We start from the raw sequence: 26,510 nt of genomic DNA on the forward strand, positions 1-26,510 counted from the left end.
GTCCCGCTCACCCGCCGAGGAGAAATCATGCGCCCGTCCCGCCGAACGCCCACGATCGCCGCCCTCCTGCTCGTGGCAGCGGCCGCGCTCGCGCTCAGCGCGTGCGCGGGCCCCGCCGCGACCTCGCCGGCCGAGACGGCGGCCCGGACGGAGACGACCGCGCCCCAGGCTCCCCTGAAGATCTTCGCGGCCGCGTCTCTGCAGGCGTCCTTCGACGAACTGGCGGATGCGTTCACGGCGGCGGCGCCGGAGTACGCGGTCGACCCCATCGTGTACGACGGCTCGCAGGCGCTCGCGACCCAGATCCAGGACGGTGCCGACGTCGATGTCGTCGCTTTCGCGAGCGAGGCGAGCATCGCGCCCCTCACGGACGCGACGCTCGTGGGCGCGACGCGTCTGTTCGCGACGAACACCCTCCAGATCGCCGTGCCCGCGGGCAATCCGAAGGGCATCCGGACGCTGGGGGACCTCGCCGACCCGTCGACGAGCGTCGTGCTCTGCGCGGTCGAGGTGCCCTGCGGCGCCGCGTCGCAGAAGCTCCTCGCCGCCGCGGGCGTCGCGGTGACGCCGGTGAGCGAGGAGACGAGCGTCTCCGCGGTCGTCCGTCGCGTCGCGCAGGGTGAGGCGGATGCCGGGCTCGTCTACGCCACCGACATCCACGACTCGGCCGGCGTCCTGGAGGGCATCGAACCCGAGGGCGCGTCCGGTGTCGTCAATCGATACCCGATCGCCGTCGCCACGAACGCGCCGTCGACGGCGGCCGCCCAGGCGTTCGTCGACTTCGTCCTGTCGGATGCCGGGCAGCGGATCCTCGCCGCCCACGGCTTCGGAGCCGCGTGACCCTTCCCATCGGTGTCCGCGTCGCGGCGGGAGCAGGGGTCGCGCTCCTGCTCCTGCCGCTTCTCGGGCTCGTCGCCCGCGTGCACTGGGCGACGTTCTGGGACGATCTGCTCTCACCCGGCGCGCGCGACGCGCTCCTGCTGTCGGTCGTCACCGCGCTGGCGGCCACGATCGTGTGCGTCATCCTCGGCGTCCCCCTCGCGCTCGTGCTCGCCCGCGCGCAGGCGCGCCCCGCAGCGGTGCTGCGGACGCTCGTGCTCATTCCGCTCGTGCTGCCGCCGATGGTCGGAGGCCTCGCCCTCCTGTCGCTGCTCGGGCGATCGGGCCTCATCGGCAAGCCGCTGTTCGAGGCGACCGGCTTCAGCCTGCCCTACACGACCGCCGCGGTCGTCGTCGCGCAGGCGTTCGTCGCGCTGCCGTTCCTCGTCATCACGCTCGAGGGGGCGCTGCGCACGTCGGGCGTCGCGCACGAGCGCGTCGCCGCGAGCCTCGGAGCGAGCCCGTGGCGGGTGGTCACGCGCGTGACGCTGCCGCTGCTGCTGCCGGGTCTCGTCGCCGGGACGGCGCTGTGCTTCGCGCGCGCGATCGGCGAGTTCGGCGCGACCGCGCTGTTCGCCGGGAACGCGGTCGGGGTGACCCGCACCATGCCGCTCGCGATCTACACCGCCTTCAACGGGGTCGGCGTGAGCCAGGATGCCGCGCTGGCGCTGTCGCTCCTGCTGTTGGTGAGCGCCGGCATCCTCATCGCCGGTCTCCGGTCCTGGCGAGAGGACGCGGTCCGATGACCTCGGCCGCGCTGTGCGCCGACATCGAGGTCGCCCGTGGATTCCCCGTGCGTGCGGCCTTCGAGGTCCCCGCCGGCGGCCGTCTCGCGATCCTGGGACCGAACGGGGCGGGCAAGTCGACCGTCCTCGCAGCGCTCGCGGGGAACGCGCGGCTCGCCCGAGGGAGGGTCGAGCTCGGCGGCCGCGTGCTCGATGCACCGGGCGTCCGCGCTGTCCCGCCGCGCGCGCGGCGTGTGACGCTGCTGGATCAGAATCCGCGGCTGTTCCCCCACCTCGACCTCCGTCAGAACATCGCGTTCGGTCCCCGGGCGCGCGGGGTCGGCGCGCAGCGGGCGGCCGAGATCGCCGACGGCTGGCTCGAGCGGTTCGGCCTCGGAGGCCGGGCGGGGGATCGCCCGGAGAAGCTGTCCGGCGGGCAGGCGCAGCGCGTCGCGATCGCGCGGGCCTTCGCCGCGGAGCCCGAGCTGATCCTCCTCGACGAACCGTTCGCCGCGCTCGATGCCGCGGGCGCTCCGGACGTCCGCGGCATCCTCGCCGCGGAGCTGCGACGCACCGGCACCACGAGCGTCCTCGTCACGCACGATCTCGCTGACGCGTGGCAGTGGTCGGATCGGTGTCTCGTCATCGAGGCCGGCGAGATCGTCGCCGACACCTCGCCCGCAGCGATCGCCGAGCATCCGACCCATCCCTTCACGGCCGCGCTCGCGGGTTTCGGCATCGTGCGGGGAGTGTGGACCGGGAGCGGACTCGACGTCGACGGACGGATCCTCGAGGCCACGCCGGAGCGGACGGCGGATACCGCGGCCGCACCGATCGCTCCCGGCGTCAGCGCGTTCGCCGTGGTCGACCCGCGCACGGTGCGGATCGCTGCTCCCGGAGAGACCGGGGCCCTTCCGGGCACGGTGGTCGGCGTGCGCGTGCGCGCGGGCGTCGTGACGCTCTCGCACTCGACGGGCATCATCGCGGAGTACGGCGAATCGGGGATGCCGCAGGTGGGGGCCGAGCTGTGGCTGCGGCCCGCCGCGGTCATCGCACGCCCGGTGGCGGCGCAGCCCCCGGCGGCGCACCGCGGAGGTACGCTCGGGACGCATGGGGCGGATCACGACGCGGCGGCCGGTACTGAGGCTCACCCTCGAGGGTGAGGCGCGGCGGCGCGCCGACACCGTCGCGGTGGAGGAGCCGCTCGAGATCCGCGTCGTCGGCACGCCCCTCGCGGTCACGATGCGCACACCCGGCCACGATGTCGAACTGGCGGCGGGCTTCCTCGTCTCGGAGGGGATCATCGCCTCCCACGACGCGTTCCGATCCGCGATCCACTGCGGAGGCCCCGGGACGGGCGGCGCCGAGAACACCTACAACGTGCTCGATGTCGCGCTCGCACCGGGGGTCCCCGTGCCGGGGCCCGAGAGCGCCCGCGCCTTCTTCACGACGAGCTCCTGCGGCGTCTGCGGCAAGGCGAGCATCGACGCCGTCGAGACCGTGTCGCAGCACGATGTCGCCGCGGACCCGGTGACGGTGCTCGCCGAGGACCTCGCGGAGTATCCCGACCGGCTGCGCGCTCATCAGGAGGGGTTCGAGAAGACGGGGGGCCTGCACGCCGCGGCGCTCTTCGACGCCGCGACCGGCGACCTGCTCGTGGTGCGGGAGGACGTCGGCCGCCACAACGCCGTCGACAAGGTGGTCGGCTGGGCCGTGCTGAACGAGCGTCTCCCGCTGAACGGGACGGTGCTGCAGGTGTCGGGTCGCGCGAGCTTCGAGCTCGTCCAGAAGGCGACGATGGCCGGGATCCCGGTCTTGGCTGCGGTCTCGGCGCCCTCTTCGCTCGCCGTCGACCTCGCCGAGCGGGCGGGGCTCACCCTCATCGGGTTCCTGCGGGGTCGGTCGATGAACGTGTACAGCCGCGCCGACCGCCTCCGCGCGCGCGGGGCGGAGCTCGCCCGCGCGCTTCCCGCGCAGCCCCGCGGCGACACCGCGAGTCCCGTTGCCGACCGGTCCGGTTCGACGGATGATGAGGGTGGGGCCGCCCGCACGGCGGACGCCGCATTCGCAGAGGCGAGACCGGGGCAGGAGCGCGCATGACCAACGTGGAGGCGGCCACCCCGCCCGGAGCGGACCGCTCGCCCGCCGGCGTGGCGCTGGGCATCGTCCCGGAGGGGCGCCAGGGCGGCTACGGGCCCCTGACGGACAGGCCGTGGTCGATGGCGGCGCCGTACCACCACCCCGCCGCAGGGTGGGGCGCGGCGAAGTCCGTGGGCGAGATCCTTCTGCGTCAGCGCCAGCCCGTCGGCGGCACGAAGAGCATGTTCGTCATGAACCACCCCGTGCGCGGATTCGACTGCCCCGGATGCGCGTGGCCCGACGACAAGGGGGTCGCGCTCGACATCTGCGAGAACGGCATCAAGCACGTCACGTGGGAGATGACGGCGAAGCGCGTGGATGCCGCCTTCTTCGCCGCGCACACCGTCGCCGAGCTCGCCGGGTGGACGGACTTCGCCCTGGAGGATCAGGGCCGGCTCACGGAGCCGATGGTCTACGACCCGGAGACCGACACCTACGTGCCGATCTCGTGGGATGCCGCGTTCGCCCTCATCGGCGAGGAGCTGCGCGCGCTCGATCACCCCGACCAGGCCGCCTTCTACACCTCCGGACGGCTCAGCAACGAGGCGTCCTTCCTCTACCAGCTGATGGCCCGCGAGTTCGGCACGAACAACCTGCCGGACTGCTCGAACATGTGCCACGAGGCGTCGGGCCGCGCGCTGAAGGCCTCGATCGCGACCGGCAAGGGCACCGCCGACCTCGAGGACTGGGAGAGCTGCGACGCCCTGTTCGTCATCGGCGTGAACGCCGCCTCCAACGCGCCGCGCATGCTCACGAGCCTCGCCGAGGCCGTCCGCCGCGGCGCGCAGGTGGTGCACGTCAACCCGCTCGTGGAGGCGGGCGCGACCCGCACGATCGTTCCGCACGAGTTCGTGGACATGGCGCTGTTCCGCGCGACCGACACGAGCACCGACAACCTGCAGGTGCGGCCGGGGGGCGACCTCGCCCTCATCCGCGGCATGGCGAAGGTCGTCTTCGAGGCGGCGCAGTCGGATCCGAGCGTGCTCGATCACGAGTTCCTGCGCGCGTACACGAACGGCGCCGACGCCTACCGCGCCCTCGTCGAGGCGACGCCGTGGGCCGACCTCGTCCGGCAGTCGGGGCTCGCTGAGGCGGAGATCCGCCGGGCGGCGCAGATCTACCTCCGCGCCGAGCGCACCGTGATCAGCTGGTGCCTCGGCGTCAGCCAGCACGAGCACGGCGTCGACACGGTGCGTGAGATCGTGAACCTGCTCATGCTGCGGGGCAATATCGGCCGCCCCGGCACCGGCCCGTCACCGGTCCGCGGGCACAGCAACGTGCAGGGCAACCGCACCTGCGGGATCGACCACGACCCCGCAGAGGCATGGCTCGCGCGGCTGGACGAGGTGTGCGGCATCCGCTCGCCCCGCACCCACGGTCTCGACACGGTGCACACGATCGCGGCGATGAGCTCCGGTGCGGTGAGGGTGTTCATCGGAATGGGCGGCAATTTCGTCCGCGCCGCCCCCGACCCTGTGATGACGGCGGAGGGGATGCGGCGGTGCGCCCTCACGGTGCACGTCTCGACGAAGCTCAACCGCAGCCACCTCGTGCACGGACAGCGCGCCCTGATCCTGCCGTGCCTCGGCCGTACCGAGCGCGACGAGCAGGCGTCGGGTCGCCAGGGGATCTCGAGCGAGGACGCGATGAGCTCGGTGCAGCTGTCGATCGGTGTGCGCCGGCCGGCATCGCCGCACCTGCGCAGCGAGCCCGCGATCATCGCGGGGATCGCCCGCGCGACCCTGCCCGCCAGCGCGACGCCATGGGACGAGTACGTCGCCGACTACGACCGCATCCGCGACGTGATGGCGCAGGTGCTCCCGGGCTTCGAGGGGTTCAACGAGCTCGTGCGTCGGCCGTACGGGTTCCGCATCCCGCAGCCCGCGCGCGAGCGCGACTTCCGCACGCCGTCCGGCCGCGCCGAGTTCTCCCACGCACCCCTGCCGGACGTCATCCCCGAGGATGCCGACGTGCTCGTCCTCCAGACGATGCGCTCGCACGACCAGTGGAACACGACGATCTACTCGAACGATGACCGCTACCGCGGCGTGAAGAACATCCGTGAGCTCGTCCTCATGAACCGGAAGGACATGAAGGACCGCGGGCTCGCCGAGGGGGACCGGGTCGACATCGTCGCGACCTCCCGCGACGGCACCGAGCGTTCGCTCCACGGCTTCCGGGCGCTGTCGTACGACATGCCACGGGGGAGCGCCGCCGGGTACATGCCCGAGATGAACGTCCTGATCGGCGCGAAGGACTACAGCACGCAGAGCGATCAGCCGCTCATGAAGTCCATCCGCGTGCGCATCGCGCCGTCGACACGGTGAGGGCCGACCCGATCAGCGCATCGCGTCGCCGATGTACGAGTACTTGACGAACACCTCGCTCGCCCAGCCGGCCTCGTCCAGGACGCCCTGCACGGCGGAGAGCATGTACTTCGAATCCCACCCCATGTAGAGGTAGTGCCCCGGCGCGATCTCGTCCCATTGGCCGTTCCAGGCCATCGCCGGGTAGATCGGGCCCCCGCGCCGCGCGCTGAAGTCGAGGACGCTCTGGCGGGAGTGGTCGGACTCGGTCCAGAGCCTCCGGAAGATGCGGTTGAAGAGGTACCGCACGTCGGGGACCTCCCAGTGCTCCCCGCGGAACTCCACGTAGTCGAATTCGCGCTCCCACCCGCGCGGCCATCCGCGGCGCTTCCTGGCGTCGAGGATCGGGGTGAGGTCGTCGTCATCGATGCCGACGACGACGGGCCGGCGCCACACCTCGAGGAAGAGATCGGTGAGGTCCGCGGTCCGTGCCGAGATCGCCGCCGTGCTCCAGGCATCCGTGCGCGCGATCTCGCTCGTGATCGCGACCGTGCTGCGCCCGTAGGTCTCGCGCGCGAGGGGGAAGGGCGCGTCGAACGCCCGCTCGGCGAGCGCGGGCTCGAGCAGCGTCAGGTTGCCGAGGGTCTGCGTGAGCGCGCGGAAGCTGTTCTGCTCGTCCTCGGAGAGGTCCGCCCAGCGGCGTGCGCCATCGGGGGTCCAGTCGTCCGCGGGGGCGAGCGGCGTGATGTGGTCGAGCTCGAGCTCGGTGGGATCGACGCCCGCGAGCCGGCCGAGGACGTAGTGCGCGTGCGGCAGCTCGGCGTACTTCAGTCCGACGCGCGTGCGCTCGTCGGACGGGGTGATGCGCGCGATCGCGTGCACGAGCGCCGCGCGACCGTCCTCGGCCGCCCGGCACAGCCGTGCCACGAGCCGCTCGGTCGAGATGCCCGCGACGGTGCGCCGCAGGAGCAGCGACTGCAGGTGCTCGAGCGAGGCGATCAGGTCGCCGCGGGCGAGGTCGCCGTCCGCATACTCGCCGTACAGGCGCATCGCGAGGGGGGACATGCCCCGCCCGAAGGTCCCCAGGTACGCGACGTGGCGCGCGATCCCGGCGTCCGGGATGCCCCGCGGGTCCAGCAGCAGGCCGTAGATCTCGGCGAACGCCCGCCAGTGCGCGGCGCGCTCACGCAGAGTGCCGAGGTCGAGGCGGGGGAACTCGGTGCGGAAGGTGTCGTAGACGCCGCGGCCTCCCGCGATCGTGACCTCCCGCCCGGTCAGCATGACGAGGTAGTGGCGCCAGAAGGAGCCGATCTGCTCTCCGGTCGCGCGCTCGATCGGGATCCAGTACTCGTTCTCGATCTCGCTCTGCTGCGCGTGGGTCAGGCCCATCAGCACGTAGTTGTGGATGAGCTCGTGATCGCGCAGCGGCTCGCCGGTGGAGTTCAGACTCTCGAAGGTCTGCTGCGCGTTGGCACCGGGCCCGAGGCTGATCGAGACGTGCTCGAGCTTCGTGAGCCCGCGCCAGATGTCGGCGGCCTCGCCGGGGCGGATCTGGCTGCGGAAGAAGGCGTAGTTGTCGTCGAAGCGGGAGGAGCGGTCCGCGTCGCCGGGGGAGGGGCGTTCCAGGACGACGCTCTCGAAGACCTCCGCCCACGCCCGGTGCGGCCGCAGCTTCGTCCGACGCCCGTCCCCGGGGTGCACGAGCACGTGGCGAAGCTCGCCCGCGAGGGCCGGGTCCTCGTCGCGCAGGGTGTGGTGGAGGGCGGCGACGAGCAGCATGAGGGTCGTCAGGCGCTGCTGTCCGTCGATGAGAACGAGGTGATCGCCGTCCTCGTCCGAGACGGCCGCGGTGGAGAGGATCGAGCCGATGAAGTGGGTGTCGGAGGCATCCGTCCGGGAGACGGCGCGCACGTCGTTCAGCAGCTGCTCGCAGGCGCCGATGTCCCAGCGGTACTGGCGCTGATAGACCGGGACGACGATGGTCGTGTCGGATGCCGCGAGCCAGCCGATCGTGCCGACGGCGATGGCTTCGACGTTCGCTGCGGTGACGCGACTGGCAATGCTCATACTCTTCGAAAACGCTCCTCGTAGCCCTCCGACGAGTCTATTCGCGTCCTCAGGAGCGCTCGGTAGGCTGGATCGGTCGGGACTGTAAAAACTTCGCTGGACCGACAGAAAGGGCATGATCCGCCATGGCATACATCAAGAGCGCCGCTCTCGAGGAGACCGGCTACGTCGTCCTCGACCGCTACGGCAAGCAGATCGATCCGAAGGAATGGATGGACCTGGAGTACGTCGACTGGAAGAGCTCCGGCGACACGCGTTTCGCCCCGCTGGCCTCGGCCAAGGGTGAGATCGAGTGCAACGGCTTCTGGAATCACAAGCCGCCGCGCACCGACAAGGACGGCGTCTGGATCGACGCGCAGACGGCCATCGCTCCGACCCTCACCGAGCGCGCGCTCGAGCCGGGCGCGAACGTCGGCCGCTGCCGCATCATCGAGCTGCAGCCGACCACGTACGCGGAGTGCCTCTACAACCTCCACCAGGACGACAACAACCGCCTGAACCCGGACGGGACCGGCTGGGTCGTGCGCTCGTTCTTCAACCTCACGGACGACAAGGACAGCTTCTTCGTGCTGCGGGAGAACCGCACCGACCCGAGCGAGGAGACGCGCATCGCGCTCCCCGCCGGTGCCCAGCTCGTCATCGACACCCAGCGGCTGTGGCACGCGGCGACCCACCTCGGCACCGAGCCGCGGTACTGCCTCATCACGTCGTGGGAGTCGGGTCCCGAGCTCGACGCCTACATCGCGAAGTACAACGGGGTCGGCACGGTCGACTCGGTCGAGGTCGACCAGGAGATCCTCGATGCCGGGCAGGCTGAGCAGACGCGCCGCATCGCCGCGCGCGCGGCCGCGCTGGCGGCCCGCGGTCAGCGCGAGGTCAACGCCATGAGCGAGGCCTGAGCCTCCCTCCCCCCCGCGAAGAGCCCCGGCCGTCATGGCCGGGGCTCTTCGTCGCTTATTTCCGGCCCCGATCCTTGTTACGTCTGTGTTTGTGTTGTAATCTGTGGATGTCTGAGGGAGGACACAGATGTACGCGACGGAGCGGCAGCAGCTCATCGAGAACCTGATCGTGACCGAGGGTCGCGTCGTGGTCGTCGAGCTCGCCCGTCGCTTCGGTGTCACGACCGAGACGGTGCGTCGCGATCTGGACCAGCTCGAAACCTCCGGACTCGTCCGTCGCGTGCACGGCGGCGCCGTCTCCCGATCACGCGTGAGCACCGCGGAGAGCTCCCTCGCCGAGCGCACCACGCGCCGCGGCGATGCCAAGATCGCCATCGCCCGTCGCGCCATGGACGCCATGCCCGCCGACTTCGAAGGCTCGGTCTACCTCGACGCCGGCACGACCACCGCGGAGGTCGCGACGCTGTTCGCGCAGCGCCCCGCGAGCCTCGTGCCGGTGGAGGTCGTCACGCACTCGATGACGATCGCGCACATGCTCGCCGGCGCCCCCGGCCTCAGCCTCACGGCGATCGGCGGGCGCGTCCGGGGCCTCACCGCCGCGGCGGTGGGCGCCCAGACCGTCGATGCGATCTCGCGCCTGCGCCCGGACCTCGCCTTCATCGGTGCGAACGGAATCTCCGCCTCGTTCGGGTTGAGCACCCCGGATCCGGATGAGGCCGCCGTCAAGCGCGCCGTCATCGCCGCTGCACGCCGCACCGTCGTCGTGTCCGATGCGGAGAAATTCGACGCGGAACTCCTCGTCTCCTTCGGCGCGCTCGACGATGTGGACATCGTCGTCGCCGATGCCCCGCCCCGCGGGCTGCTCGCCACCGCTTTCACCGATGCAGAAGTCGAGGTGTGGACGCCATGATCGTCACGCTGACCGCCAACCCGTCCCTCGACCGGACCGTCACACTGCAGGGCACGCTGCGCCTGGGCGCCGTCCAGACGGCATCCGATGTCCGCGAGGATGCCGGGGGCAAGGGCATCAACGTCACCCGCGTCCTCCGCGGCTCCGGCGTCGAGAGCCGGGCCGTCCTGCCGCTGGACCCCGAGGACCCGTTCGCCGTCGCCCTCCGCGCGGCGGGGGTCACCGCCGCTCCCGTCGCCGTGCACGGCGCGGCGCGCGCCAACCTCACCATCGCCGACCCCGAAGGGGTCACCACCAAGATCAACCTGCCCGGCGTCACCCGGACCGCCGAGGATGCGGCCGCGCTCATCGACGCGGTCGTCGCGGCCTGCGCGGGTGCGCGCTGGCTCGTGCTCGCCGGTTCCATCCCCCCGGGCCTGTCCGAGAGCTTCTACGTGGATGTCATCCGCGCGGTCCGCGCCGCGGGCGCGCCCGCCCCGCGCATCGCGGTGGACACCTCGGGGGCTGCTCTGCGCGCGGCCGTCGAGTCGGGCGCACCGGATCTCATCAAGCCCAACGAGGACGAGCTCGCCGAGCTCGCGGGCGTCACCCTGGACCCCGGTGCGCCACTGCCCGAGCAGGTGGCGGCGATCGCCACGCGACTCGTGCCCGCCCGCGTGGGCAGCGCCTTCGTGACCCTCGGCGGCGACGGCGCCGTCCTCGTCACCGCAGACGGCGCCTGGCACGGCACCCCGCCGCCCACGCGCGTGCGCAGCACCGTCGGCGCGGGCGACAGCTCCCTCGCCGGCTTCCTGATCGCCGAAGAGCGGGGGGCGGGCCCCGAGGAGTGCCTGCGCAGCGGCATCCGCTACGGCTCCGCGGCCGCCGCGCTCCCGGGCACCCAGGCTCCCACTCCCACCGATCTCCTCCCCGGCGACGTGCCGGTGAGGGCCCTCGACCACCCCTAACCCCGATCCGAGACAGACCACTGGAGGTCACCGTGTCCGACATCATCACGCCGGCGCTCGTCAGTCTCGACGAGCCGCTCGGCACAGACAAGAGAGCGGTCATCGACGCTCTCGCCGCACGCGTGACCGCCGCCGGTCGCGCGACGGACTCCGCTGCCCTGGCCGCCGACGCCTGGAAGCGCGAGCAGACCGACGAGACGGGACTGCCCGGCGGCATCGCCATCCCGCACGCCAAGAGCCCGGCGGTGACGCAGGCGACGCTGGCCTTCGCGCGGCTGAAGCCCGGTGTGGACTTCGGCGCCGACGACGGCCCCGCCGACCTGGTGTTCCTCATCGCCGCGCCTGCGACGGCCGCCGAAGAGCACCTCGCCGTCCTGTCGCGCCTCGCGCGCGCGTTCATCCGTGAGGACTTCACCGCCGGGCTCCGCGCCGCCGCCACGCCGGAGGAGATCGTCGCGCTCGTGAACGACGCCGTCTCCGACGCGCCCCGGGCCGCCGCCCCGGCGCCCGCGGCCGCCGCCGCGGCATCCGCGACGGACCTCGTCGTCGACGGCCGCCCCGCGCGGATCGTCGCCGTGACCGCCTGCGCCACCGGCATCGCCCACACCTTCATGGCCGCCGACGCGCTCACCGCCGCGGGCAAGAAGGCGGGCATCGACCTCATCGTCGAGCCGCAGGGGTCCTCGGGATACAAGGCCCTCCCGCAGCAGATCATCGACGATGCGGATGCCGTGATCTTCGCGGTCGACGTCGACGTCCGCGACCAGCAGCGCTTCGCGGGCAAGCCGGTCGTCCGGGTTCCCGTCAAGAAGGGCATCGAGCAGCCGGCGGTCCTGATCGACGAAGCCGTCGCCGCGGTGGGCAACCCGCTCGCACCCCGTGTCAGCGGCAACGCCGACACGGCCGCCGCCGAGCGCTCGGAGTCCGGCGGCGGTTCGGTCGGCAGCGCTGTGAAGCGCTCTCTCCTCACCGGCGTCAGCTACATGATCCCCTTCGTCGCCGGCGGTGGTCTCCTGATCGCCCTCGGCTTCCTCTTCGGCGGCTACGAGATCGCCTTCAACGTCGACAAGGTGCTCGCGGCATCCACCATCTGGAACCTCGGCGACACTCCGCTGAACATCTACATCGGCGCCGTCCTGTTCAAGATCGGCGGGCTGTCGTTCGGCTTCCTCGTTCCTGCTCTGGCCGGATACATCGCCTACGGCCTCGCGGACCGCCCCGGTATCGCGCCCGGTTTCGTGGCGGGTGCCGTGGCATCCTTCATGGGCGCCGGCTTCCTCGGCGGCATCGTCGGCGGTCTGCTGGCCGGTCTCGCCGCGTGGTGGATCAACACCTGGGACGTGCCGCGCTGGCTGCGGGGTCTCATGCCCGTCGTGATCATCCCGCTCCTCGGCTCGATCTTCGCCTCCGGTCTCATGATCCTCGTGCTGGGCGGCCCGATCGCGTGGCTGACCCAGGCCCTGAACAACTGGCTCGCCGGGCTCACGGGCGCGGGCGTCATCATCCTCGGGATCATCCTCGGCCTCATGATGTGCTTCGACCTGGGCGGACCGGTCAACAAGGTGGCCTACGCCTTCGCGACCGCGAACCTCGCCGCGGGGATCGCCGGCGACGAGCGCTACCTGCAGATCATGGCCGCGGTCATGGCCGCGGGAATGGTGCCCCCGCTCGCGATGGCCCTGGCATCCACCGTCCTCGGACGGAACCTGTTCACGGAGCCGGAGCGCGAGAACGGCAAGGCGGCGTGGCTCCTCGGCGCGGCGTTCATCACCGAGGGCGCGATCCCGTTCGCCGCCGCCGACGTCTTCCGCGTCGTGCCCGCGATGATGGTGGGCGGTGCCGTCACCGGCGCGCTCTCGATGGCGTTCTCGGTGACGAGCAAGGCGCCGCACGGCGGCGTGTTCGTCTTCTTCGCGATCGACAGCTTCTGGCTGTGGCTGATCGCGATCGCCGCCGGCGTCGTCGTCTCCGCGTTCTCCGTCGTCGCGCTGAAGAAGTTCGCGCACCGGCGGCCCGTGGATGCCGTTACCTCCGGCTCGGAAGGTGTTCCGGAGGCGGTCGCGACCGCCTAGTCTCGGAAAGACGATCCATCCACGACACAGGAGGACCCCATGGCAGAACGCCAGGCCACCGTCGCCAGCAGCTCGGGCCTGCATGCCCGCCCCGCGAAGCTCTTCGTGCAGGCGGTGCAGCAGACCGGCATCCCCGTCACGATCGCGGCGGAGGGCGGCCCGGACCTCAACGCCGGCAGCATCCTCACCCTCATGGGTCTGGGTGCGACCCAGGGCACGGTCGTCACCCTGAAGGCTGAGGGCGACGGCGCCGACGCGGCGCTCGACGGCCTCGTGACCTTCCTGGAGACGGATCACGACGCCGAGGCCTGAGCCTCGACAGATGACGGATGCCGCGGCCCCTTCTCGGGGTCGCGGCATCCGTCGTCTCACATCTCGTACGACTCGCCGGGATCGAGCGTCAGGAACTCCCCGCCACCCTGCTCCGTCGCCCAGGTCAGGCGGGCGCGGTGCATCTCCAGACCCGCGCGCGACAGCGTCATGTCGTGGGTGCCGAACGCGCGCCGGGGCTTCACCGCGAGCACGAAGTCCATCGCGTCGCCGATCTTCAGCCACGGGGCGCCGATCGGGGCCGCGAGCATCTCGACGTCGGCGTGCGCGGGGACGGCGTAGGAGTCTCCGGGGTAGTAGAACGCGTCGTTGACGAGGACCCCGACGTTCTCCACGACGGGGATCGACGAGTGGATGACGCTGTGCCGGCCGCCGTGGAAGGTCATCGTGAACGGGCCCGCCGTCACGGTGTCGCCCGGAGCGACGACGATGACGTCCGCCCCGGCGGCGGCGACGCCGGCGGGGCCGTAGACGGGGACGCCGGGCGCATCGCGACGGAGTCGCTCGAGGTGCTCGGGCGTCCAGTGGTCGGGGTGCTCATGGGTGAGCACCACGGCGGCCAGGCCGTGCAGGTCGGTCTGCGGCAGCGTGAACGAGCCGGGATCGATCACGAGCTGGTGCCCGTCGAGCTCGAGACGGAGGCAGGCATGTTCGTGCTTGGTGATGCGCATGCCCCCAGTCAACGCCGGGGAAGGGATGCGGGCAAGCCCCGGCGCAGGGGCGGGGCGCGATTTGTCCCACGCCCGTGGAGCATGGCATAATCGAACGGTTGCCTGATCCGCGAAGGAGACGGCGACGACGGTGAGGCCCCATCGTATAGCGGCCTAGTACGCCGCCCTCTCACGGCGGTAACGCGGGTTCGAATCCCGCTGGGGTCACCGAAGAACGAAAGCCCGGTCCGATCGGACCGGGCTTTCGTCGTTCGTGCGTCGTGGCGCTACTCCTCCGTGTGCTCCGAGCGCGCTCCGCGCCGCCGCACCAGGCCCCGCACGCCCCATCCGAGGAGCCCGATCACGGCGAGGACGGCGACCCAGGGGATCAGGAATCCGACGGCGACGACGAGACCGCCGAGCGTCGCGACGAGACCGTTCCACCCCGCGGCGAGACCATCGCCGAATCCGCGCGGGTTCAGCGCCTCCGGCGGGGCGGGCTCGGACACCGACACGGTGAGACTCGACATCTGCACCTGACCGTCGAGCCACGTCAGCTGCTGACGCAGCGAGTCGAGCTCGCCCTGACGCTCCGCGAGCGCCGACTCGGCGGCGATGAGGTCGCTCGTCGACGCGGACTGCGCGAGCAGGTCCTGCAGGCGCGCGACGGAGGTCTCGAGCGACGCCACGCGCGCGCGCAGGTCGACCGTCTCGGTCGTCACGTCGCGACGGTCGACCCGCGTGTCCGTGACCTCGCCCAGATCGGAAAGGCCCGCGATCGTCGCGGTGAGCGTGTCGGCGGGGATGCGCACCGTGATCCACGCGGTGCCCGCACCCTCGCCGAGGCTCACCGACTCGACGTACCCGCCCGCTGACTCCGCCTCGGCCGTGAGACGGTCGATCGCCGCCCGCAGGTCGTCCGCGACGACGCTTGCCGACCCGGTGGCGACGACCTCGCGGCTCTGATCGGTCGAGGAGCCTGAGACATCCGCCGAGCCGCCGGCGTCCGCGCCGCCGAAGGAGCGTCCATCGAGCGTGACGGCGTCGCCCTCCAGGCTCGGCGGCTGCGCGGATGCGGGCTGATCGGCCGTGACGACCGATGACGTCGATGCCGCGCCGCCGGCCAGCTGGGGCGCGATGACCGCGGCGACCGCGACGAACGCCGCGGCGGCCGCGGCGCCCATCCAGACCCGCCCGCGCCGGACGGCGCGCGCACGGGCTCGCTCGGCATCCTGCGCCGCCGTCTGTGCAGCGGCGACCGCCGCGTCGGTGCGCTCCACGGCGATCCGCGCGAACAGCGTCGTCTCGATCTCCTCGAGTCGGTCGTCGCCGATCTCCGGCAGCGTGACGTCCCTGGTGTCCATGACCGTTCAGGCCCTCTCTGCGGCGATGGAGCCGCGCAGTCGTGTGCGGATGCGGGACAGACGGTTGCGGACGACCGCGTGCGAGACGCCGAGCTCCGCCGCCGCCGCGGCGTAGGCGTAGCCCTGCTCGGCGCACAGGCGGAAGATGTCCTGGTCGAGGGGCGACAGGGTCCCCACCTCGGCGATGACCCGCTCCACCAATGCGGCATCCATGACCTGCTGCTCCACGTCGACCGTCGCCGGCAGCGCCTCGTCGACGGCGGCGGCGGTATGCGTGCGGTCGCGCTGCTGACGTCGGATGCGATTCGCGCACTGGAAGCGGCAGATCGTCACGAGCCACGGCAGGAGCGAGTCCCCGGCCAGCTCGAGACCCGGGAGCTTCCGCCACGCGGCCAGGAAGGTCTCCTGCAGGACGTCCTCCGCGTCGGCCGCGCTTCCGACGAGGGAGTGGGCGAGCCAGTACACGGGGCGGGCGTAGGCGCGGTAGAGCGTGCGGAACGCCGCATCGCTTCCGCCGGCCGCGGCCGCGACGAGCTCCGCGTCGCGCGGGGATGGTCGATCGGTCATGGTCTCCTCATCTGTTCCCACCCTGTCAGTGTCGGAGGCGGGGCGTGCGTCTCAGATCGGCATCGATCACGCCGGTGCGCCACCCGCGGTGCCTGTAATGTGGAGCGAGCGAGAGGGAGTATCCCGCCTCGCGTGTCCCGTCAATACGGGCTCCGTCGGTGGGGCCCCGGGCGCGCGCCGCACCCGACCGAGAGCACCGGTCCGGCGCGGGGGAGAGACTTTCGACGTCATCCGTCCCCTCCGAAAGGCCCGCATGGAGCTTCCCGTCTGGTTCGAAGTCGGCTCACTCGTCGTCCTCGTCCTCATCCTCGTCGGCGATCTGCTGCTCATCCTCAAGCGACCGCACATCCCGTCCACGCGTGAGTCGACGCTGTGGGTCGTCTTCTACGTGACGCTCGCGCTCATCTTCGCAGGGCTCCTCTGGGCGTTCGCGGGTCAGGAATTCGCCGGCCAGTTCATCGCCGGGTGGCTGACGGAGTACAGCCTCTCGATCGACAACCTCTTCGTCTTCGTGCTGATCATGGCGCAGTTCGCCGTTCCGCGCCGGTACCAGCAGGAAGTCCTCATGGTGGGGATCATCATCGCGCTGGTCCTGCGCGGGCTGTTCATCCTCGCCGGGGCGGCGATCATCGAACAGTTCAGCTTCGTCTTCTACCTCTTCGGCGCATTCCTCATCTGGACCGCGTGGCGCCAGGCCTTCCCGGGGGGCGACCACGACGACGACGTGAAGCAGGAGTCGTTCATCGTGCGGACGCTGCGCCGCATGGTCGACATCAGCGACCACTACGACGGCGCCAAGGTGCGCACGGTCGTGAACGGCAAGAAGATCTTCACGCCGATGATCATCGTCTTCGCCGCGATCGGCGTGACCGATCTGCTGTTCGCGATCGACTCGATCCCCGCCATCTTCGGGATCACCCAGAGCCCGTTCATCGTCTTCACCGCGAACCTGTTCGCCCTCATGGGGCTCCGGCAGCTCTACTTCCTGCTCGGCGATCTGCTCGAGCGCCTGAAGTACCTCCACTACGGCATCGCCTTCATCCTCGCCTTCATCGGCGTGAAGCTCTTCCTCCACGCCATGCACGTGAACGAGCTTCCGTTCATCAACGGCGGCGAGCACATCGACTGGGCTCCGGAGATCTCGACGTGGGCCTCGCTCGGCGTCATCATCGTCTCGATGGTCGTGGCGACGGTCGCGAGTCTGCTCGCCTCATCGCGGGAGCGCCGCGCCGCCCCCGTCACCGACCACGGCGAGACCCCTGTCGCGGCGGCCGACGCCGTCGCGGAGGAGAAGGGGACGCCGCCGAGCGTCGACGGACCCGACGCGCGCTGACCGGCGCGCCGGAGCGGCGCCCGGGGGAGCGATGGGACAGCGGTGGTAGGCTCACCCCGTGCGGATCGCTCGCCTCCTCCTTAGCGGCCGCGACGAGACCTCGTTCTGAGCCCTCTCTCGTCGCGGAGTCCGTGCTGGGCCTCACCCGCTAGCTGGAGAACGAGACAGACATGACCACTTCGATTCCGGATCGCCCGCGTACCCTCGCCGAGAAGCTCTGGGACGACCATCTCGTCGTCAAGGGCGAGAACGGCGAACCCGACCTCATCTACATCGACCTTCACCTCGTGCACGAGGTCACCTCCCCGCAGGCGTTCGACGGCCTGCGCGCCGAGGGACGCCCCGTCCGGCGTCTCGACCTGACGATCGCGACGGAGGACCACAACACGCCGACGCTCGAGATCGACAAGCCGATCGCCGACCTCACGAGCCGGACGCAGATCGAGACCCTGCGTCGCAACGCCGCCGAGTTCGGCGTGCGCCTGCACTCCCTCGGCGACAAGGAGCAGGGCATCGTGCACGTCGTCGGTCCGCAGCTGGGGCTCACGATGCCCGGGATCACCGTCGTCTGCGGCGACTCCCACACCTCCACGCACGGTGCGTTCGGGTCGATGGCGTTCGGCATCGGCACGAGCGAGGTCGAGCACGTCCTCGCGACGCAGACCCTGCCGCTCAAGCCCTTCAAGACGATGGCGATCACCGTCGAGGGCGAGCTGAAGCCGGGCGTCACCGCGAAGGACGTCGTGCTCGCGATCATCGCGAAGATCGGCGCCAACGGCGGCCAGGGCTACGTGCTCGAGTTCCGCGGCAGCGCGATCCGCTCCCTCTCGATGGAGGGGCGCATGACGATGTGCAACATGTCGATCGAAGCGGGCGCCCGCGCCGGAATGGTCGCGCCCGACGACATCACGTTCGACTATGTCAAGGGCCGGCCGCACGCGCCCACCGGTCAGGACTGGGAGGATGCCGTCACGTACTGGCGCACGCTTCCCTCCGACGAAGGCGCGGTCTACGACGCCGAGGTGTTCCTCGACGCCGCCGAGCTCGAGCCGTTCGTCACGTGGGGCACGAACCCCGGGCAGGGTGTCTCGCTGAGCGATGTCGTGCCCGACCCGGCATCCTTCCCCGACGCCAACGATCGGGCCGCCGCCGAGCGCGCCCTCGAGTACATGGACCTCGTCGCCGGCACGCCGATGAAGGACGTGCCCGTGGATGCCGTGTTCATGGGCTCGTGCACCAACAGCCGTATCGAGGACCTCCGCGCCTTCGCCTCCGTGATCGAAGGCCGTCAGAAGGCGGACAGCGTCCGGGTGATGGTCGTCCCGGGCTCGGCGCGCGTGCGCCTGGAAGCCGAGGCGGAGGGCCTCGACCGGGTGTTCACTGATTTCGGTGCCGAGTGGCGGTTCGCCGGGTGCTCGATGTGCCTCGGCATGAATCCCGACCAGCTGGCTCCCGGCGAGCGGTGCGCGTCGACGAGCAACCGCAACTTCGAGGGTCGTCAGGGCAAGGGCGGCCGCACGCACCTGGTCTCGCCGCTGGTCGCCGCCGCCACCGCCGTCCTCGGGCGCCTCGCGAGCCCGAGCGATCTGCCCGCACGAGTGGAGGCCTGATCATGGACAAGTTCACGACGCACACGGGTGTCGCCGCGCCGCTGACACGGTCGGCGGTCGACACCGACCAGATCATCCCCGCCGTCTACCTCAAGCGGGTGACCAAGACCGGGTTCGAGGACGCGCTGTTCGCGAACTGGCGTCAGGACCCCGAGTTCGTGCTCAACCGGCCGGCCTACGCCGGGGCATCCGTCCTCGTCGCCGGCCCCGACTTCGGCACCGGCTCGAGTCGCGAGCACGCCGTGTGGGCGCTCCGCGACTACGGCTTCCGCGTCGTCCTCAGCCCGAAGTTCGCGGACATCTTCCGCGGGAACGCGGGCAAGCAGGGCCTGGTGACGGGGGTCGTCTCCGAGGATGACGTCGAAGCGCTGTGGGCGGCGATCCAGGCGCAGCCCGGGGTCGAGATGACCGTCGATCTCGTCGAGCGCACGGCGCAGCTGGGGGATCTCCGCGTCTCGTTCGACATCGACGATTACACTAGGTGGCGGCTTCTCGAAGGGCTCGACGACATCGGGCTCACCCTGCGCAGCGCTGATGCCATCGCGCAGTTCGAGGCCCGCCGAGAGGCGTGGCGGCCACGGACGCTCCCCGTCCGCTAGCCGAGCCCGGTCGCCCCGCACCCGGGGACAGGACCGGCCCGCCCTCGATCGACAAGTGAGGTCCCACCCCATGAACACCCTCCTCAGCGACGCCTCAGCATCGCGGCCCGGCGGCGACGGCGAGCCGACGAACCCCACCCTCGTCATCCGTGGCGGGCGGCCCCTTCAGGGACGTGTGGAGGTCAAGGGGGCGAAGAACCTCGCCACCAAGGCGATGGTCGCAGCCCTTCTGGGCGAGACGGTGAGCGTGCTGCGGGATGTCCCGGACATCAGCGACGTCCAGGTCGTGCGCTCGCTGCTCGAGGTGCACGGTGTCACGGTGGACGACGACGGCGAGGGGGTGCTGCGACTGGACCCGAGCGGCGCGGTCTCGGCGCACATGGAGGAGATCGACGCGCACGCCGGCGCCTCGCGCATCCCGATCCTCTTCTGCGGCCCGCTCCTGCACCTGCTCGGCCAGGCGTTCATCCCGGACCTCGGCGGATGCCGCATCGGCGACCGTCCCATCGATTTCCACCTCGACGCGCTGCGCGCCTTCGGGGCGACGGTCGACAAGCTGCCGAGCGGCATCCGCCTCTCCGCGCCGAACGGTCTGCACGGCGCCGACATCACCCTGCCCTACCCGAGCGTCGGCGCGACGGAGCAGGTCCTGCTCACCGCGGTCCGTGCGAAGGGCACGACGGAGCTGCGGGGAGCGGCGATCGAGCCCGAGATCATGGATCTCATCGCCGTCCTGCAGAAGATGGGCGCGATCATCTCCTACGAGCCGAACCGCGTCATCTTCATCGAGGGCGTCGACAGCCTGCGCGGCTACGACCACCGCTGCATCTTCGACCGCAACGAGGCCGCCTCCTGGGCCTGCGCGGCGCTCGCGACGGACGGCGACATCTTCGTCGGCGGCGCGAAGCAGCCGGAGATGCTGACCTTCCTCAACGTCTTCCGCAAGGCGGGCGGCGACTTCGACATCGCCGAGGACGGCATCCGCTTCCGCCGGGGTGGGGCGCTGCGGCCCGTGATGGTGGAGACCGACGTGCATCCCGGGTTCATGACCGACTGGCAGCAGCCGCTCATCGTCGCCCTCACCCAGGCCGAGGGCGTCTCGACCGTCCACGAGACCGTCTACGAGAACCGTCTCGGCTTCACCCAGGCGCTCAACAAGATGGGCGCCGACATCGTCGTGCACTCGGAAGGACTCGCCAGCCCCGACCGGCGGGTGCCGCGTCGGGCGCTGGAGCAGGCCGCCGTCATCACCGGACCCACGCCGCTGCACGGCGCGGACGTCGTGGTGCCCGACCTCCGCGGAGGCTACAGCTACGTCATCGCGGCGCTGGCCGCCGAAGGCACCTCCCACGTGCGCGGCGTCGAGATCATCCGCCGCGGCTACGAGAAGTTCTTCGACAAGCTCATCGCGGTGGGCGCCGACTTCGACGTCGTGGCCTGAGGGGTGCCGGTGCCACCGCGTCGTCGCGCCTCCGCCGAGAAGAGCCGACCGAGCGTCTTCTGGCCGGCTGCGGCGATCGTCGTGCCGCTGACGGGTCTCATCGCGAAGATCGAGATCGTCGGCGGGGAGAACCTTCCGGCCGAAGGGGCCTACGTCCTCGCCCCGAACCACTACAGCGAGTTCGATCCGATCATCGTCGCGGTCGCGACGTGGCGGCTCGGCCGTGCGCCGCGGTTCATGGCCAAGGAGAGCCTGTTCCGCGTCCCGGTGCTGGGCGCGCTCCTGCGCGCGACGGGGATGATCCCGGTGGCGCGCGCGTCCACGGCATCCGCCGCGAAGCAGACGATCGTGCAGGCCGAGGATCTCGCCGCCCACGGCCGCGGCGTCATCGTCTACCCGGAGGGCTCGCTCACCCGCGACCCGGGCCTGTGGCCCATGCGCGGCAAGACCGGCGCCGTCCGCCTCGCCCTCGCCGGCGACCTTCCCGTCATCCCGATGGCCACCTGGGGTGTCCAGCGGATCCTGCCGCGCTACGGCAAGCTCAGCCTGTGGCCGCCGCGCAAGCGGGTCCGCGTGGCCGTCGGCCCCGCCGTCGATCTCGACGCCTTCCGTGGCGGGCCGCGCACCAACACCAACCTCACCGCCGCGACGGACGTCGTGATGGCGGACATCGCCGGTCTTCTCTCGGACCTGCGCACCGAGCCCGCGCCGGCTGCGCGCTGGGACCCCGCCATCCACGGACAGAAGGAGACGGGGCGCCTTGAGTCCGAGAACTGACGGACGCCGCGTCGACCCGGGGATGCCGCGCATCGCCGTGATCGGCGCCGGGAGCTGGGGGACCACCTTCGGCAAGGTGCTCGCCGACGGCGGCGCCCACGTGGTGATGTGGGCGCGCCGGGCCGAGCTCGCGCAGGAGATCCAGGAGGGGCACCGCAACAGCGAGTATCTGCCCGGTGTGAACCTGCCCCGCAGCATGTCGGCCACGTCGCACCTCTCCGAAGCGCTCGAGGGCGCCTCCCAGGTGTACCTCGCGATCTCCAGCCAGGCGCTCCGGCAGAACCTCAAGGCGGTGCGCCCGCTCCTCGCGCACGGGGAGGTCCCGGTGGTCTCCCTCATGAAGGGCGTCGAGAAGCGTTCCGGTCTGCGCATGAGCCAGGTCATCGAGCAGGAGCTGCACTGCGACCCCGCGCGGATCGCCGTGGCATCCGGGCCGAACCTCGCGCTCGAGATCGCGCGGGAGCAGCCGACGGCGGCGGTCATCTCCTCGATCAGTCGCGACACCGCCGACGCCGTCGCTCGGCGCGCGCGCAACGGCTACTTCCGGACATTCGTCAACACGGACGTGATCGGCACCGAGTTCGGGGGCGTGCTGAAGAACCTGATCGCCGTCGCGATCGGCATCGTCGACGGTGTCGGCTATGGCGAGAACACGAAGGCGTCCATCATCACGCGCGGCCTCGTTGAGATGACGGACTTCGCGGTGGCGCAGGGCGCGCAGCCCGAGACGCTGCAGGGTCTGGCCGGCCTCGGCGACCTCATCGCGACATGCCAGTCGCCTCTCAGCCGCAACAACACCGCCGGGCGTCTGCTCGGCCAGGGGTACAGCTTCCAGGACGTCGTGAAACAGATGAACCAGACGGCGGAGGGGCTCGCATCCGTCGCGCCCGTGCTGCAGCTGGCCCGCGCGGCGGGAGTGCAGATGCCGATCGTCGAGCAGGTCAAGATGGTGCTCGACGGCACGATGAATCCGCGCGACATCGCCCCGCACCTGACGACGGACGACGACAAGCCCACGGGCGAGAGGACCGAGAATGGACAAGACGGTGGTGGCGGTGCTCTTCGGCGGTCGCTCAAGCGAGCATTCGATCAGCTCCGCAACGGCCGGGGGAGTGCTGCGGGCGATTGACCGCGAGCGCTTCGACGTCCTGCCGATCGGGATCACCCGCGACGGTGCGTTCGTTCTCGAGGACGACGATCCGGACAAGTTCGCGCTCGACCCCGGTCACCTCCCCGAGGTCGTCGACAACGGCACGAGGATCCTCTGGCCCGATTCGGCCACGACCCGGGAGCTGCGCGTGTCGGATGCGGACGGCATCCGTTCGCTCGGCGAGATCGACGTGGTCTTCCCGATCCTCCACGGCCGGTTCGGCGAGGACGGGACGGTGCAGGGGTTCCTCGAGCTCCTCGACCTGCCCTATGTCGGCGCGGGGCTGCTCATGTCGGCGATCGGCATGGACAAGCACACGACCAAGCAGGTGCTGAAGGCGGCGGGCGTGCCCGTCGTGCCGTGGGTGACCCTCACCCGGCGAGACCTCGATCGGGACCGTGCGTTCGCGGAGCGCCGGGTCCGCTCGCTGGGGCTCCCCGTGTTCGTCAAGCCCGCCCGCGCGGGATCGAGCGTCGGCGTCTCCAAGGTGTCCGAGTGGGACGATCTGGATGCCGCGCTCGACGTCGCGTTCGCCGAGGACGGCACCGTCCTCGTCGAACAGGCCGTCAGCGGCCGCGAGGTCGAATGCGGGGTGCTGCAGGGGCGGGGCGGCGCCGCACCGCGCGTGAGCGTCGCGGGCGAGATCGTCATCACCGGGCGCGACTTCTACGACTTCGAGGCGAAGTACCTCGGCGCGCCGGGCATCGACCTGGTCTGCCCCGCCGACCTCGGCGCGGGCGAGCTCGCGGAGATGCAGCGCATCGCCGCGCGCGCGTTCGAGGCCGTCGGAGGTCAGGGACTCTCCCGCGTGGACTTCTTCTTCACCGGCACCGAGTTCTTCGTCAACGAGGTCAACACGATGCCCGGGTTCACGCCCATCTCGATGTTCCCGACGTGCTGGATCGCCTCGGGGATGAGCTACCCCGCCCTCATCACCGAGCTCATCGAGCTCGCGCGGGAGGACTGAGCGGCCGGAGGGGCGTCGGGGCTCCTCGCCCTCAGGAGGCGGGGCGCTCCGTGCACACCGCGCCTGTCGTCGGCAGCTGGCCGACGGCGGTCCCGATGTCGGTGAGCACCTGCGATCCGCTGACCGCGTCGTAGTCGAGGTACACCTCGAGAGCAGGCGTGCGCCCGTACGTCGTGAAGCGGTACTTCGGGGCATCTGTGTCGTCGATGATCCAATCGACGCCGGCACGGGTGTCGCACGGCAGCGTGGAGGGACCCGGCTCGGCGACGCCGCAGGTGAGCAGGACGGTGCTCGGGTCGCCCCAGGCTGCCGTCGCCTGCGCGTCGGTCCATCGACGCTGCTGCCCGTCCACGGCATCGGGGAGCCGCACGGTGACGGCGGCGCAGGCAGGGTCGTTCGCGCCCTTGGCGGGCGTCATCGACACCGTGCCAGAGCAGCCGGTCAGAAGGCCCGCCGTCCCGACGGCCGCAAGGACCAGGATCGTGAGCGCGGATGCGGAGCGGCGCGGGCGGAACACCCCACCAGGCTACCGTGGAGGGATGGACGGTGGACGCAGGGACGAGGGCGACGCGAGCACTGTCGGCGAGCTCGGCGAGCGGGCCGTGCTGAGTCGCATCCTGCGCGTGCTCGGCGGCACCTCTCGGGCAGAGGTCGGCCCCGGCGACGACGCCGCGGTGCTCGCCGCGCCGGGCGGGCGGGTGGTGGTCTCCACCGACACGCTCGTGCACGGGCCCGATTTCCGCCTCGCCTGGTCGAGCGGCGCGGATCTCGGCTGGAAGGCGGCGGCGGTGAACCTCGCCGACATCGCAGCGATGGGGGCGCGACCGGTCGCATTGTTCGTGGCGCTCGCCCTTCCCGACGACACCGAGGCACGGTTCGTCGACGAGCTCGCCCAGGGGCTCCGGGACGCCTGCGACGCGCTCGCCCCCGGGTGCGCCGTCGAGGGGGGAGACCTGACGGCATCCGACACGCTCACGATCGCGGTCACCGTGCTGGGCGTCCTCGACGGTGGGGACCCCGTGCTCCGGTCGGGGGCGCGCCCCGGCGATGTCGTCGCCGTCTCCGGCGAGCTGGGCGGCGCCGCGCGCGGTGTGGCGCTCCTCTTCGAGCGGTTCCGGGATGCCTCGGGAGTTCCGACGGCGATCGATGCGCACGCGCTCACCGAGGCCGAGCGAGCCGACGTCACCGCGCAGCTGCGGCCGACCCCGCCCGTCCGGCGCGGGGTGGAGGCCGCGCGGGCCGGGGCGACCGCGATGATGGATGTCTCGGACGGGCTGCTGCTGGATGCCACGCGGCTCGCGGATGCCTCCGGGGTGACCATCGATCTCGACGCCGGTCTCGACGACGACGCGCTGCGCGGGGGAGAAGACCACGGGCTTCTCGCGTGCTTCCCGCCGGGCGCCGTTCTGCCGGAGTCGTTCGTCCTCCGTGGGCACGTGCGCGAGCGGGGCGCCGCACCCGTGACGATCGCGGGCACGCCGGTCACGGGGCGACTCGGCTGGGACCCGCACCGCGACTGGGATGCGGGTCGCGGCTGACGCGGCCGCTCAGTCCTCCGGGGCGAGCGGACCGACCCACCACAGGGTCGTGTCGCCGTACCGCTTCGCCCGGTCGATCGTGAGCCCCGGCGGAAGCGCCGGCTCTCCCGAGCGGGTCGACCGCTCGATGATGACCGTGGCCGCGGGGCTCAGCCGCGGCGCGAGCAGCGTGAGGGTGTCCCCGAGTGTGGCGTCGTCGAGGTCGTAGGGCGGATCGACGAAGACGAGGTCGAAGCTCCGGGCGTTCGCGCGCAGGTAGGCGTCCGCGGCGGCACGGTGCACGCGGGCGGGCGGCGCCGACATCGCGGTGCCGACCGACCGTGCGTTGCGTTCGGCGACGGAGGCGGCGCGCGGCGCCTTCTCGACGAGGTCGGCGGATGCCGCACCCCGGCTGAGCGCTTCGAGCCCCAGTGCGCCCGACCCGGCGAAGAGATCGAGGACCACGGCTCCCTGGATCAGATCGCTCGACTCCAGCGCCCCGAAGAGCGACTCGCGCACGCGGTCGCTCGTCGGGCGGGTGCCGGCATCCGGCACGGCGAGGGTCAGAGAACCGGCGATGCCGGCGATGATGCGCGTCACCCGCTCACCCTATCGACGCCCGGGCAGCACCCGGCCGGGATCCGGTCAGGACCCGGCTGACGTCTCGCTCTGCAGACGCGGCTCGGTGCGCCGCTCCGGGCGCAGGCCCGCCTTGTCGGCGTAGAAGGCGCGGATGCGGTCCATGTCGGCCGCGACATCCCCGGTGAGGCTCATGGTCGGTCCGAGCCCGGTCGTCATCGTCGTGCGATCGACGTACCCGAGGGTCACCGGCATCCCCGTCTCTCGCGCGATGCGGTAGAAGCCGCTCTTCCAGAACACGGCTTCGCTTCGCGGGCCGCGGGTGCCGCGCGTGCCGTCGGGAGTGACGACGAGGCCGAACACCTCGCCGTCGCGGACGCGCCCGACGACCTCGTCGACGACCCGACTCGCGTCGTCGCGCTGGACCGGGATGCCGCCGAGCGCACGCATGATCGGCCCGCGCCACCCGGCGAACAGGCTCGCCTTGCCGAGCCACCGGATCGGGATGCCGAGGCGCCACGCGATCGCGAGCATGAGGACGAAGTCCCAGTTCGACGTGTGCGGGGCGCCGATGAGCACGGTGGGCCGCGTGGGCGCCGGCTCGGAGCGCAGCGTCCAGCGGCTGAAGAACCAGTAGACACGGGCGAGGAGGCGACGGATCACGTGAGAACTGTACGCGGCG

General features: G+C 71.4%; 25 protein-coding genes and 1 tRNA gene. 19 read left to right on the forward strand and 7 right to left on the reverse strand.

From position 1 onward, the window contains the following. Nucleotides 1-27 precede the first annotated feature (27 nt). The 5 genes from modA to J0P97_RS11890 are packed head-to-tail and all read left to right on the forward strand — an operon-like array spanning nt 28 to nt 6,070. Entirely contained in the window at nt 28-840 is an 813-nt protein-coding gene (modA, locus tag J0P97_RS11870; RefSeq protein ID WP_215488001.1) for a molybdate ABC transporter substrate-binding protein, read from the forward strand. Further along, nucleotides 837-1,625, forward strand: a complete 789-nt coding sequence (locus J0P97_RS11875) for an ABC transporter permease (protein WP_215488002.1) — start codon at nt 837-839, stop codon at nt 1,623-1,625. Before modA ends, J0P97_RS11875 begins: the two co-directional genes overlap by 4 nt. Continuing rightward, nucleotides 1,622-2,767: an ABC transporter ATP-binding protein gene (locus J0P97_RS11880; protein WP_215488003.1), complete on the forward strand. Its 1,146-nt coding sequence runs from the start codon at nt 1,622-1,624 to the stop codon at nt 2,765-2,767. The genes J0P97_RS11875 and J0P97_RS11880 overlap by 4 nt, the downstream gene beginning before the upstream one ends. Continuing rightward, on the forward strand, nt 2,715-3,704 hold the full coding sequence (gene fdhD / locus J0P97_RS11885; protein WP_215488004.1) for a formate dehydrogenase accessory sulfurtransferase FdhD: 990 nt from the start codon (nt 2,715-2,717) through the stop codon (nt 3,702-3,704). The genes J0P97_RS11880 and fdhD overlap by 53 nt, the downstream gene beginning before the upstream one ends. Next, nucleotides 3,701-6,070 (forward strand): FdhF/YdeP family oxidoreductase, encoded by a 2,370-nt coding sequence (locus J0P97_RS11890; RefSeq protein ID WP_215488005.1) that lies wholly within the window; start codon nt 3,701-3,703, stop codon nt 6,068-6,070. The genes fdhD and J0P97_RS11890 overlap by 4 nt, the downstream gene beginning before the upstream one ends. A 12-nt stretch (nt 6,071-6,082) precedes the next feature. Here the strand turns inward: J0P97_RS11890 and J0P97_RS11895 are convergent, their stop codons facing one another. After that, a complete protein-coding gene (locus tag J0P97_RS11895; protein ID WP_215488006.1) occupies nt 6,083-8,116 on the reverse strand; it encodes a DUF262 domain-containing protein in 2,034 nt (677 codons plus the stop codon). A gap of 125 nt (nt 8,117-8,241) precedes the next feature. Here J0P97_RS11895 and J0P97_RS11900 point away from each other — a divergent pair, with 125 nt between their 5' ends. From J0P97_RS11900 to J0P97_RS11920, 5 genes are all read left to right on the forward strand, one after another. Continuing rightward, nucleotides 8,242-9,015, forward strand: a complete 774-nt coding sequence (locus J0P97_RS11900) for a hypothetical protein (protein ID WP_215488007.1) — start codon at nt 8,242-8,244, stop codon at nt 9,013-9,015. Between the two features lie 127 nt (nt 9,016-9,142). After that, entirely contained in the window at nt 9,143-9,925 is a 783-nt protein-coding gene (locus J0P97_RS11905) for a DeoR/GlpR family DNA-binding transcription regulator (protein WP_215488008.1), read from the forward strand. Further along, nucleotides 9,922-10,872, forward strand: coding sequence for a 1-phosphofructokinase family hexose kinase (locus tag J0P97_RS11910; protein WP_215488110.1), 951 nt, complete (start codon nt 9,922-9,924; stop codon nt 10,870-10,872). Before J0P97_RS11905 ends, J0P97_RS11910 begins: the two co-directional genes overlap by 4 nt. A 32-nt stretch (nt 10,873-10,904) precedes the next feature. Beyond that, a complete protein-coding gene (locus tag J0P97_RS11915) occupies nt 10,905-12,944 on the forward strand; it encodes a PTS fructose transporter subunit IIABC (protein WP_215488009.1) in 2,040 nt (679 codons plus the stop codon). A gap of 39 nt (nt 12,945-12,983) precedes the next feature. Continuing rightward, nucleotides 12,984-13,256 carry an HPr family phosphocarrier protein gene (locus J0P97_RS11920; RefSeq protein ID WP_215488010.1) on the forward strand — a complete coding sequence of 91 codons (273 nt, stop codon included), beginning with the start codon at nt 12,984-12,986 and terminating at the stop codon, nt 13,254-13,256. Between the two features lie 56 nt (nt 13,257-13,312). Here the strand turns inward: J0P97_RS11920 and J0P97_RS11925 are convergent, their stop codons facing one another. Continuing rightward, entirely contained in the window at nt 13,313-13,945 is a 633-nt protein-coding gene (locus J0P97_RS11925; protein ID WP_215488011.1) for an MBL fold metallo-hydrolase, read from the reverse strand. A gap of 134 nt (nt 13,946-14,079) precedes the next feature. Between J0P97_RS11925 and J0P97_RS11930 the strand changes: the two genes are divergently transcribed. After that, nucleotides 14,080-14,152: transfer RNA gene (locus tag J0P97_RS11930), tRNA-Glu, on the forward strand. Nucleotides 14,153-14,211: 59 nt separating this feature from the next. Here J0P97_RS11930 and J0P97_RS11935 read toward each other — a convergent pair. Both J0P97_RS11935 and J0P97_RS11940 read right to left on the reverse strand, forming a co-directional pair. Then, a complete protein-coding gene (locus J0P97_RS11935) occupies nt 14,212-15,288 on the reverse strand; it encodes a DUF4349 domain-containing protein (protein ID WP_215488012.1) in 1,077 nt (358 codons plus the stop codon). Nucleotides 15,289-15,294: 6 nt separating this feature from the next. Continuing rightward, entirely contained in the window at nt 15,295-15,855 is a 561-nt protein-coding gene (locus tag J0P97_RS11940) for an RNA polymerase sigma factor (RefSeq protein WP_215488013.1), read from the reverse strand. Between the two features lie 253 nt (nt 15,856-16,108). On the opposite strand from J0P97_RS11940, the gene J0P97_RS11945 reads away from it, so the two are divergent. From J0P97_RS11945 to J0P97_RS11975, 7 genes are all read left to right on the forward strand, one after another. Continuing rightward, nucleotides 16,109-17,188 (forward strand): TerC family protein, encoded by a 1,080-nt coding sequence (locus J0P97_RS11945; protein WP_215488014.1) that lies wholly within the window; start codon nt 16,109-16,111, stop codon nt 17,186-17,188. Between the two features lie 170 nt (nt 17,189-17,358). Then, nucleotides 17,359-18,798, forward strand: a complete 1,440-nt coding sequence (gene leuC / locus J0P97_RS11950) for a 3-isopropylmalate dehydratase large subunit (protein WP_215488015.1) — start codon at nt 17,359-17,361, stop codon at nt 18,796-18,798. Nucleotides 18,799-18,800: 2 nt separating this feature from the next. After that, on the forward strand, nt 18,801-19,397 hold the full coding sequence (gene leuD / locus J0P97_RS11955; protein ID WP_215488016.1) for a 3-isopropylmalate dehydratase small subunit: 597 nt from the start codon (nt 18,801-18,803) through the stop codon (nt 19,395-19,397). A gap of 70 nt (nt 19,398-19,467) precedes the next feature. Beyond that, complete coding sequence (gene murA / locus J0P97_RS11960; protein ID WP_215488017.1) at nt 19,468-20,838, forward strand: UDP-N-acetylglucosamine 1-carboxyvinyltransferase; 1,371 nt, start codon at nt 19,468-19,470, stop codon at nt 20,836-20,838. Between the two features lie 3 nt (nt 20,839-20,841). Then, nucleotides 20,842-21,615, forward strand: coding sequence for a lysophospholipid acyltransferase family protein (locus J0P97_RS11965; RefSeq protein WP_372449709.1), 774 nt, complete (start codon nt 20,842-20,844; stop codon nt 21,613-21,615). A 22-nt stretch (nt 21,616-21,637) separates the two neighbouring features. Continuing rightward, complete coding sequence (locus J0P97_RS11970; RefSeq protein WP_215488111.1) at nt 21,638-22,744, forward strand: NAD(P)H-dependent glycerol-3-phosphate dehydrogenase; 1,107 nt, start codon at nt 21,638-21,640, stop codon at nt 22,742-22,744. Beyond that, nucleotides 22,650-23,732: a D-alanine--D-alanine ligase family protein gene (locus J0P97_RS11975; protein WP_215488019.1), complete on the forward strand. Its 1,083-nt coding sequence runs from the start codon at nt 22,650-22,652 to the stop codon at nt 23,730-23,732. The genes J0P97_RS11970 and J0P97_RS11975 overlap by 95 nt, the downstream gene beginning before the upstream one ends. Nucleotides 23,733-23,763: 31 nt before the next feature. Here J0P97_RS11975 and J0P97_RS11980 read toward each other — a convergent pair whose 3' ends face one another. Continuing rightward, entirely contained in the window at nt 23,764-24,249 is a 486-nt protein-coding gene (locus J0P97_RS11980) for a DUF3515 family protein (protein WP_308163558.1), read from the reverse strand. A gap of 22 nt (nt 24,250-24,271) precedes the next feature. Between J0P97_RS11980 and thiL the strand changes: the two genes are divergently transcribed. Then, a complete protein-coding gene (thiL, locus tag J0P97_RS11985) occupies nt 24,272-25,270 on the forward strand; it encodes a thiamine-phosphate kinase (RefSeq protein ID WP_215488020.1) in 999 nt (332 codons plus the stop codon). 9 nt (nt 25,271-25,279) lie between these two features. Here thiL and rsmD read toward each other — a convergent pair whose 3' ends face one another. Next, entirely contained in the window at nt 25,280-25,849 is a 570-nt protein-coding gene (gene rsmD, locus J0P97_RS11990) for a 16S rRNA (guanine(966)-N(2))-methyltransferase RsmD (protein WP_215488021.1), read from the reverse strand. Between the two features lie 45 nt (nt 25,850-25,894). Continuing rightward, nucleotides 25,895-26,491: a 1-acyl-sn-glycerol-3-phosphate acyltransferase gene (locus J0P97_RS11995; protein WP_215488022.1), complete on the reverse strand. Its 597-nt coding sequence runs from the start codon at nt 26,489-26,491 to the stop codon at nt 25,895-25,897. Nucleotides 26,492-26,510 lie beyond the last annotated feature (19 nt).

Origin of the sequence: Microbacterium flavum, assembly GCF_018717645.1 — a bacterium.
GTDB classification, from domain to species: Bacteria; Actinomycetota; Actinomycetes; order Actinomycetales; family Microbacteriaceae; genus Microbacterium; species Microbacterium flavum.

Excerpts from the sequence above, each read along its gene's own strand:
- modA (WP_215488001.1), top strand. The coding sequence starts at position 28 with ATGCGCCCGTCCCGCCGAACGCCCACGATCGCCGCCCTCCTGCTCGTG.
- J0P97_RS11880 (WP_215488003.1), top strand. The coding sequence starts at position 1,622 with ATGACCTCGGCCGCGCTGTGCGCCGACATCGAGGTCGCCCGTGGATTC.
- fdhD (WP_215488004.1), top strand. The coding sequence starts at position 2,715 with ATGGGGCGGATCACGACGCGGCGGCCGGTACTGAGGCTCACCCTCGAG.
- J0P97_RS11890 (WP_215488005.1), top strand. The coding sequence starts at position 3,701 with ATGACCAACGTGGAGGCGGCCACCCCGCCCGGAGCGGACCGCTCGCCC.
- J0P97_RS11895 (WP_215488006.1), bottom strand. The coding sequence starts at position 8,116 with ATGAGCATTGCCAGTCGCGTCACCGCAGCGAACGTCGAAGCCATCGCC.
- J0P97_RS11900 (WP_215488007.1), top strand. The coding sequence starts at position 8,242 with ATGGCATACATCAAGAGCGCCGCTCTCGAGGAGACCGGCTACGTCGTC.
- J0P97_RS11905 (WP_215488008.1), top strand. The coding sequence starts at position 9,143 with ATGTACGCGACGGAGCGGCAGCAGCTCATCGAGAACCTGATCGTGACC.
- J0P97_RS11910 (WP_215488110.1), top strand. The coding sequence starts at position 9,922 with ATGATCGTCACGCTGACCGCCAACCCGTCCCTCGACCGGACCGTCACA.
- J0P97_RS11920 (WP_215488010.1), top strand. The coding sequence starts at position 12,984 with ATGGCAGAACGCCAGGCCACCGTCGCCAGCAGCTCGGGCCTGCATGCC.
- J0P97_RS11925 (WP_215488011.1), bottom strand. The coding sequence starts at position 13,945 with ATGCGCATCACCAAGCACGAACATGCCTGCCTCCGTCTCGAGCTCGAC.
- J0P97_RS11935 (WP_215488012.1), bottom strand. The coding sequence starts at position 15,288 with ATGGACACCAGGGACGTCACGCTGCCGGAGATCGGCGACGACCGACTC.
- J0P97_RS11940 (WP_215488013.1), bottom strand. The coding sequence starts at position 15,855 with ATGACCGATCGACCATCCCCGCGCGACGCGGAGCTCGTCGCGGCCGCG.
- J0P97_RS11945 (WP_215488014.1), top strand. The coding sequence starts at position 16,109 with ATGGAGCTTCCCGTCTGGTTCGAAGTCGGCTCACTCGTCGTCCTCGTC.
- leuC (WP_215488015.1), top strand. The coding sequence starts at position 17,359 with ATGACCACTTCGATTCCGGATCGCCCGCGTACCCTCGCCGAGAAGCTC.
- leuD (WP_215488016.1), top strand. The coding sequence starts at position 18,801 with ATGGACAAGTTCACGACGCACACGGGTGTCGCCGCGCCGCTGACACGG.
- murA (WP_215488017.1), top strand. The coding sequence starts at position 19,468 with ATGAACACCCTCCTCAGCGACGCCTCAGCATCGCGGCCCGGCGGCGAC.
- J0P97_RS11970 (WP_215488111.1), top strand. The coding sequence starts at position 21,638 with ATGCCGCGCATCGCCGTGATCGGCGCCGGGAGCTGGGGGACCACCTTC.
- J0P97_RS11975 (WP_215488019.1), top strand. The coding sequence starts at position 22,650 with ATGGACAAGACGGTGGTGGCGGTGCTCTTCGGCGGTCGCTCAAGCGAG.
- thiL (WP_215488020.1), top strand. The coding sequence starts at position 24,272 with ATGGACGGTGGACGCAGGGACGAGGGCGACGCGAGCACTGTCGGCGAG.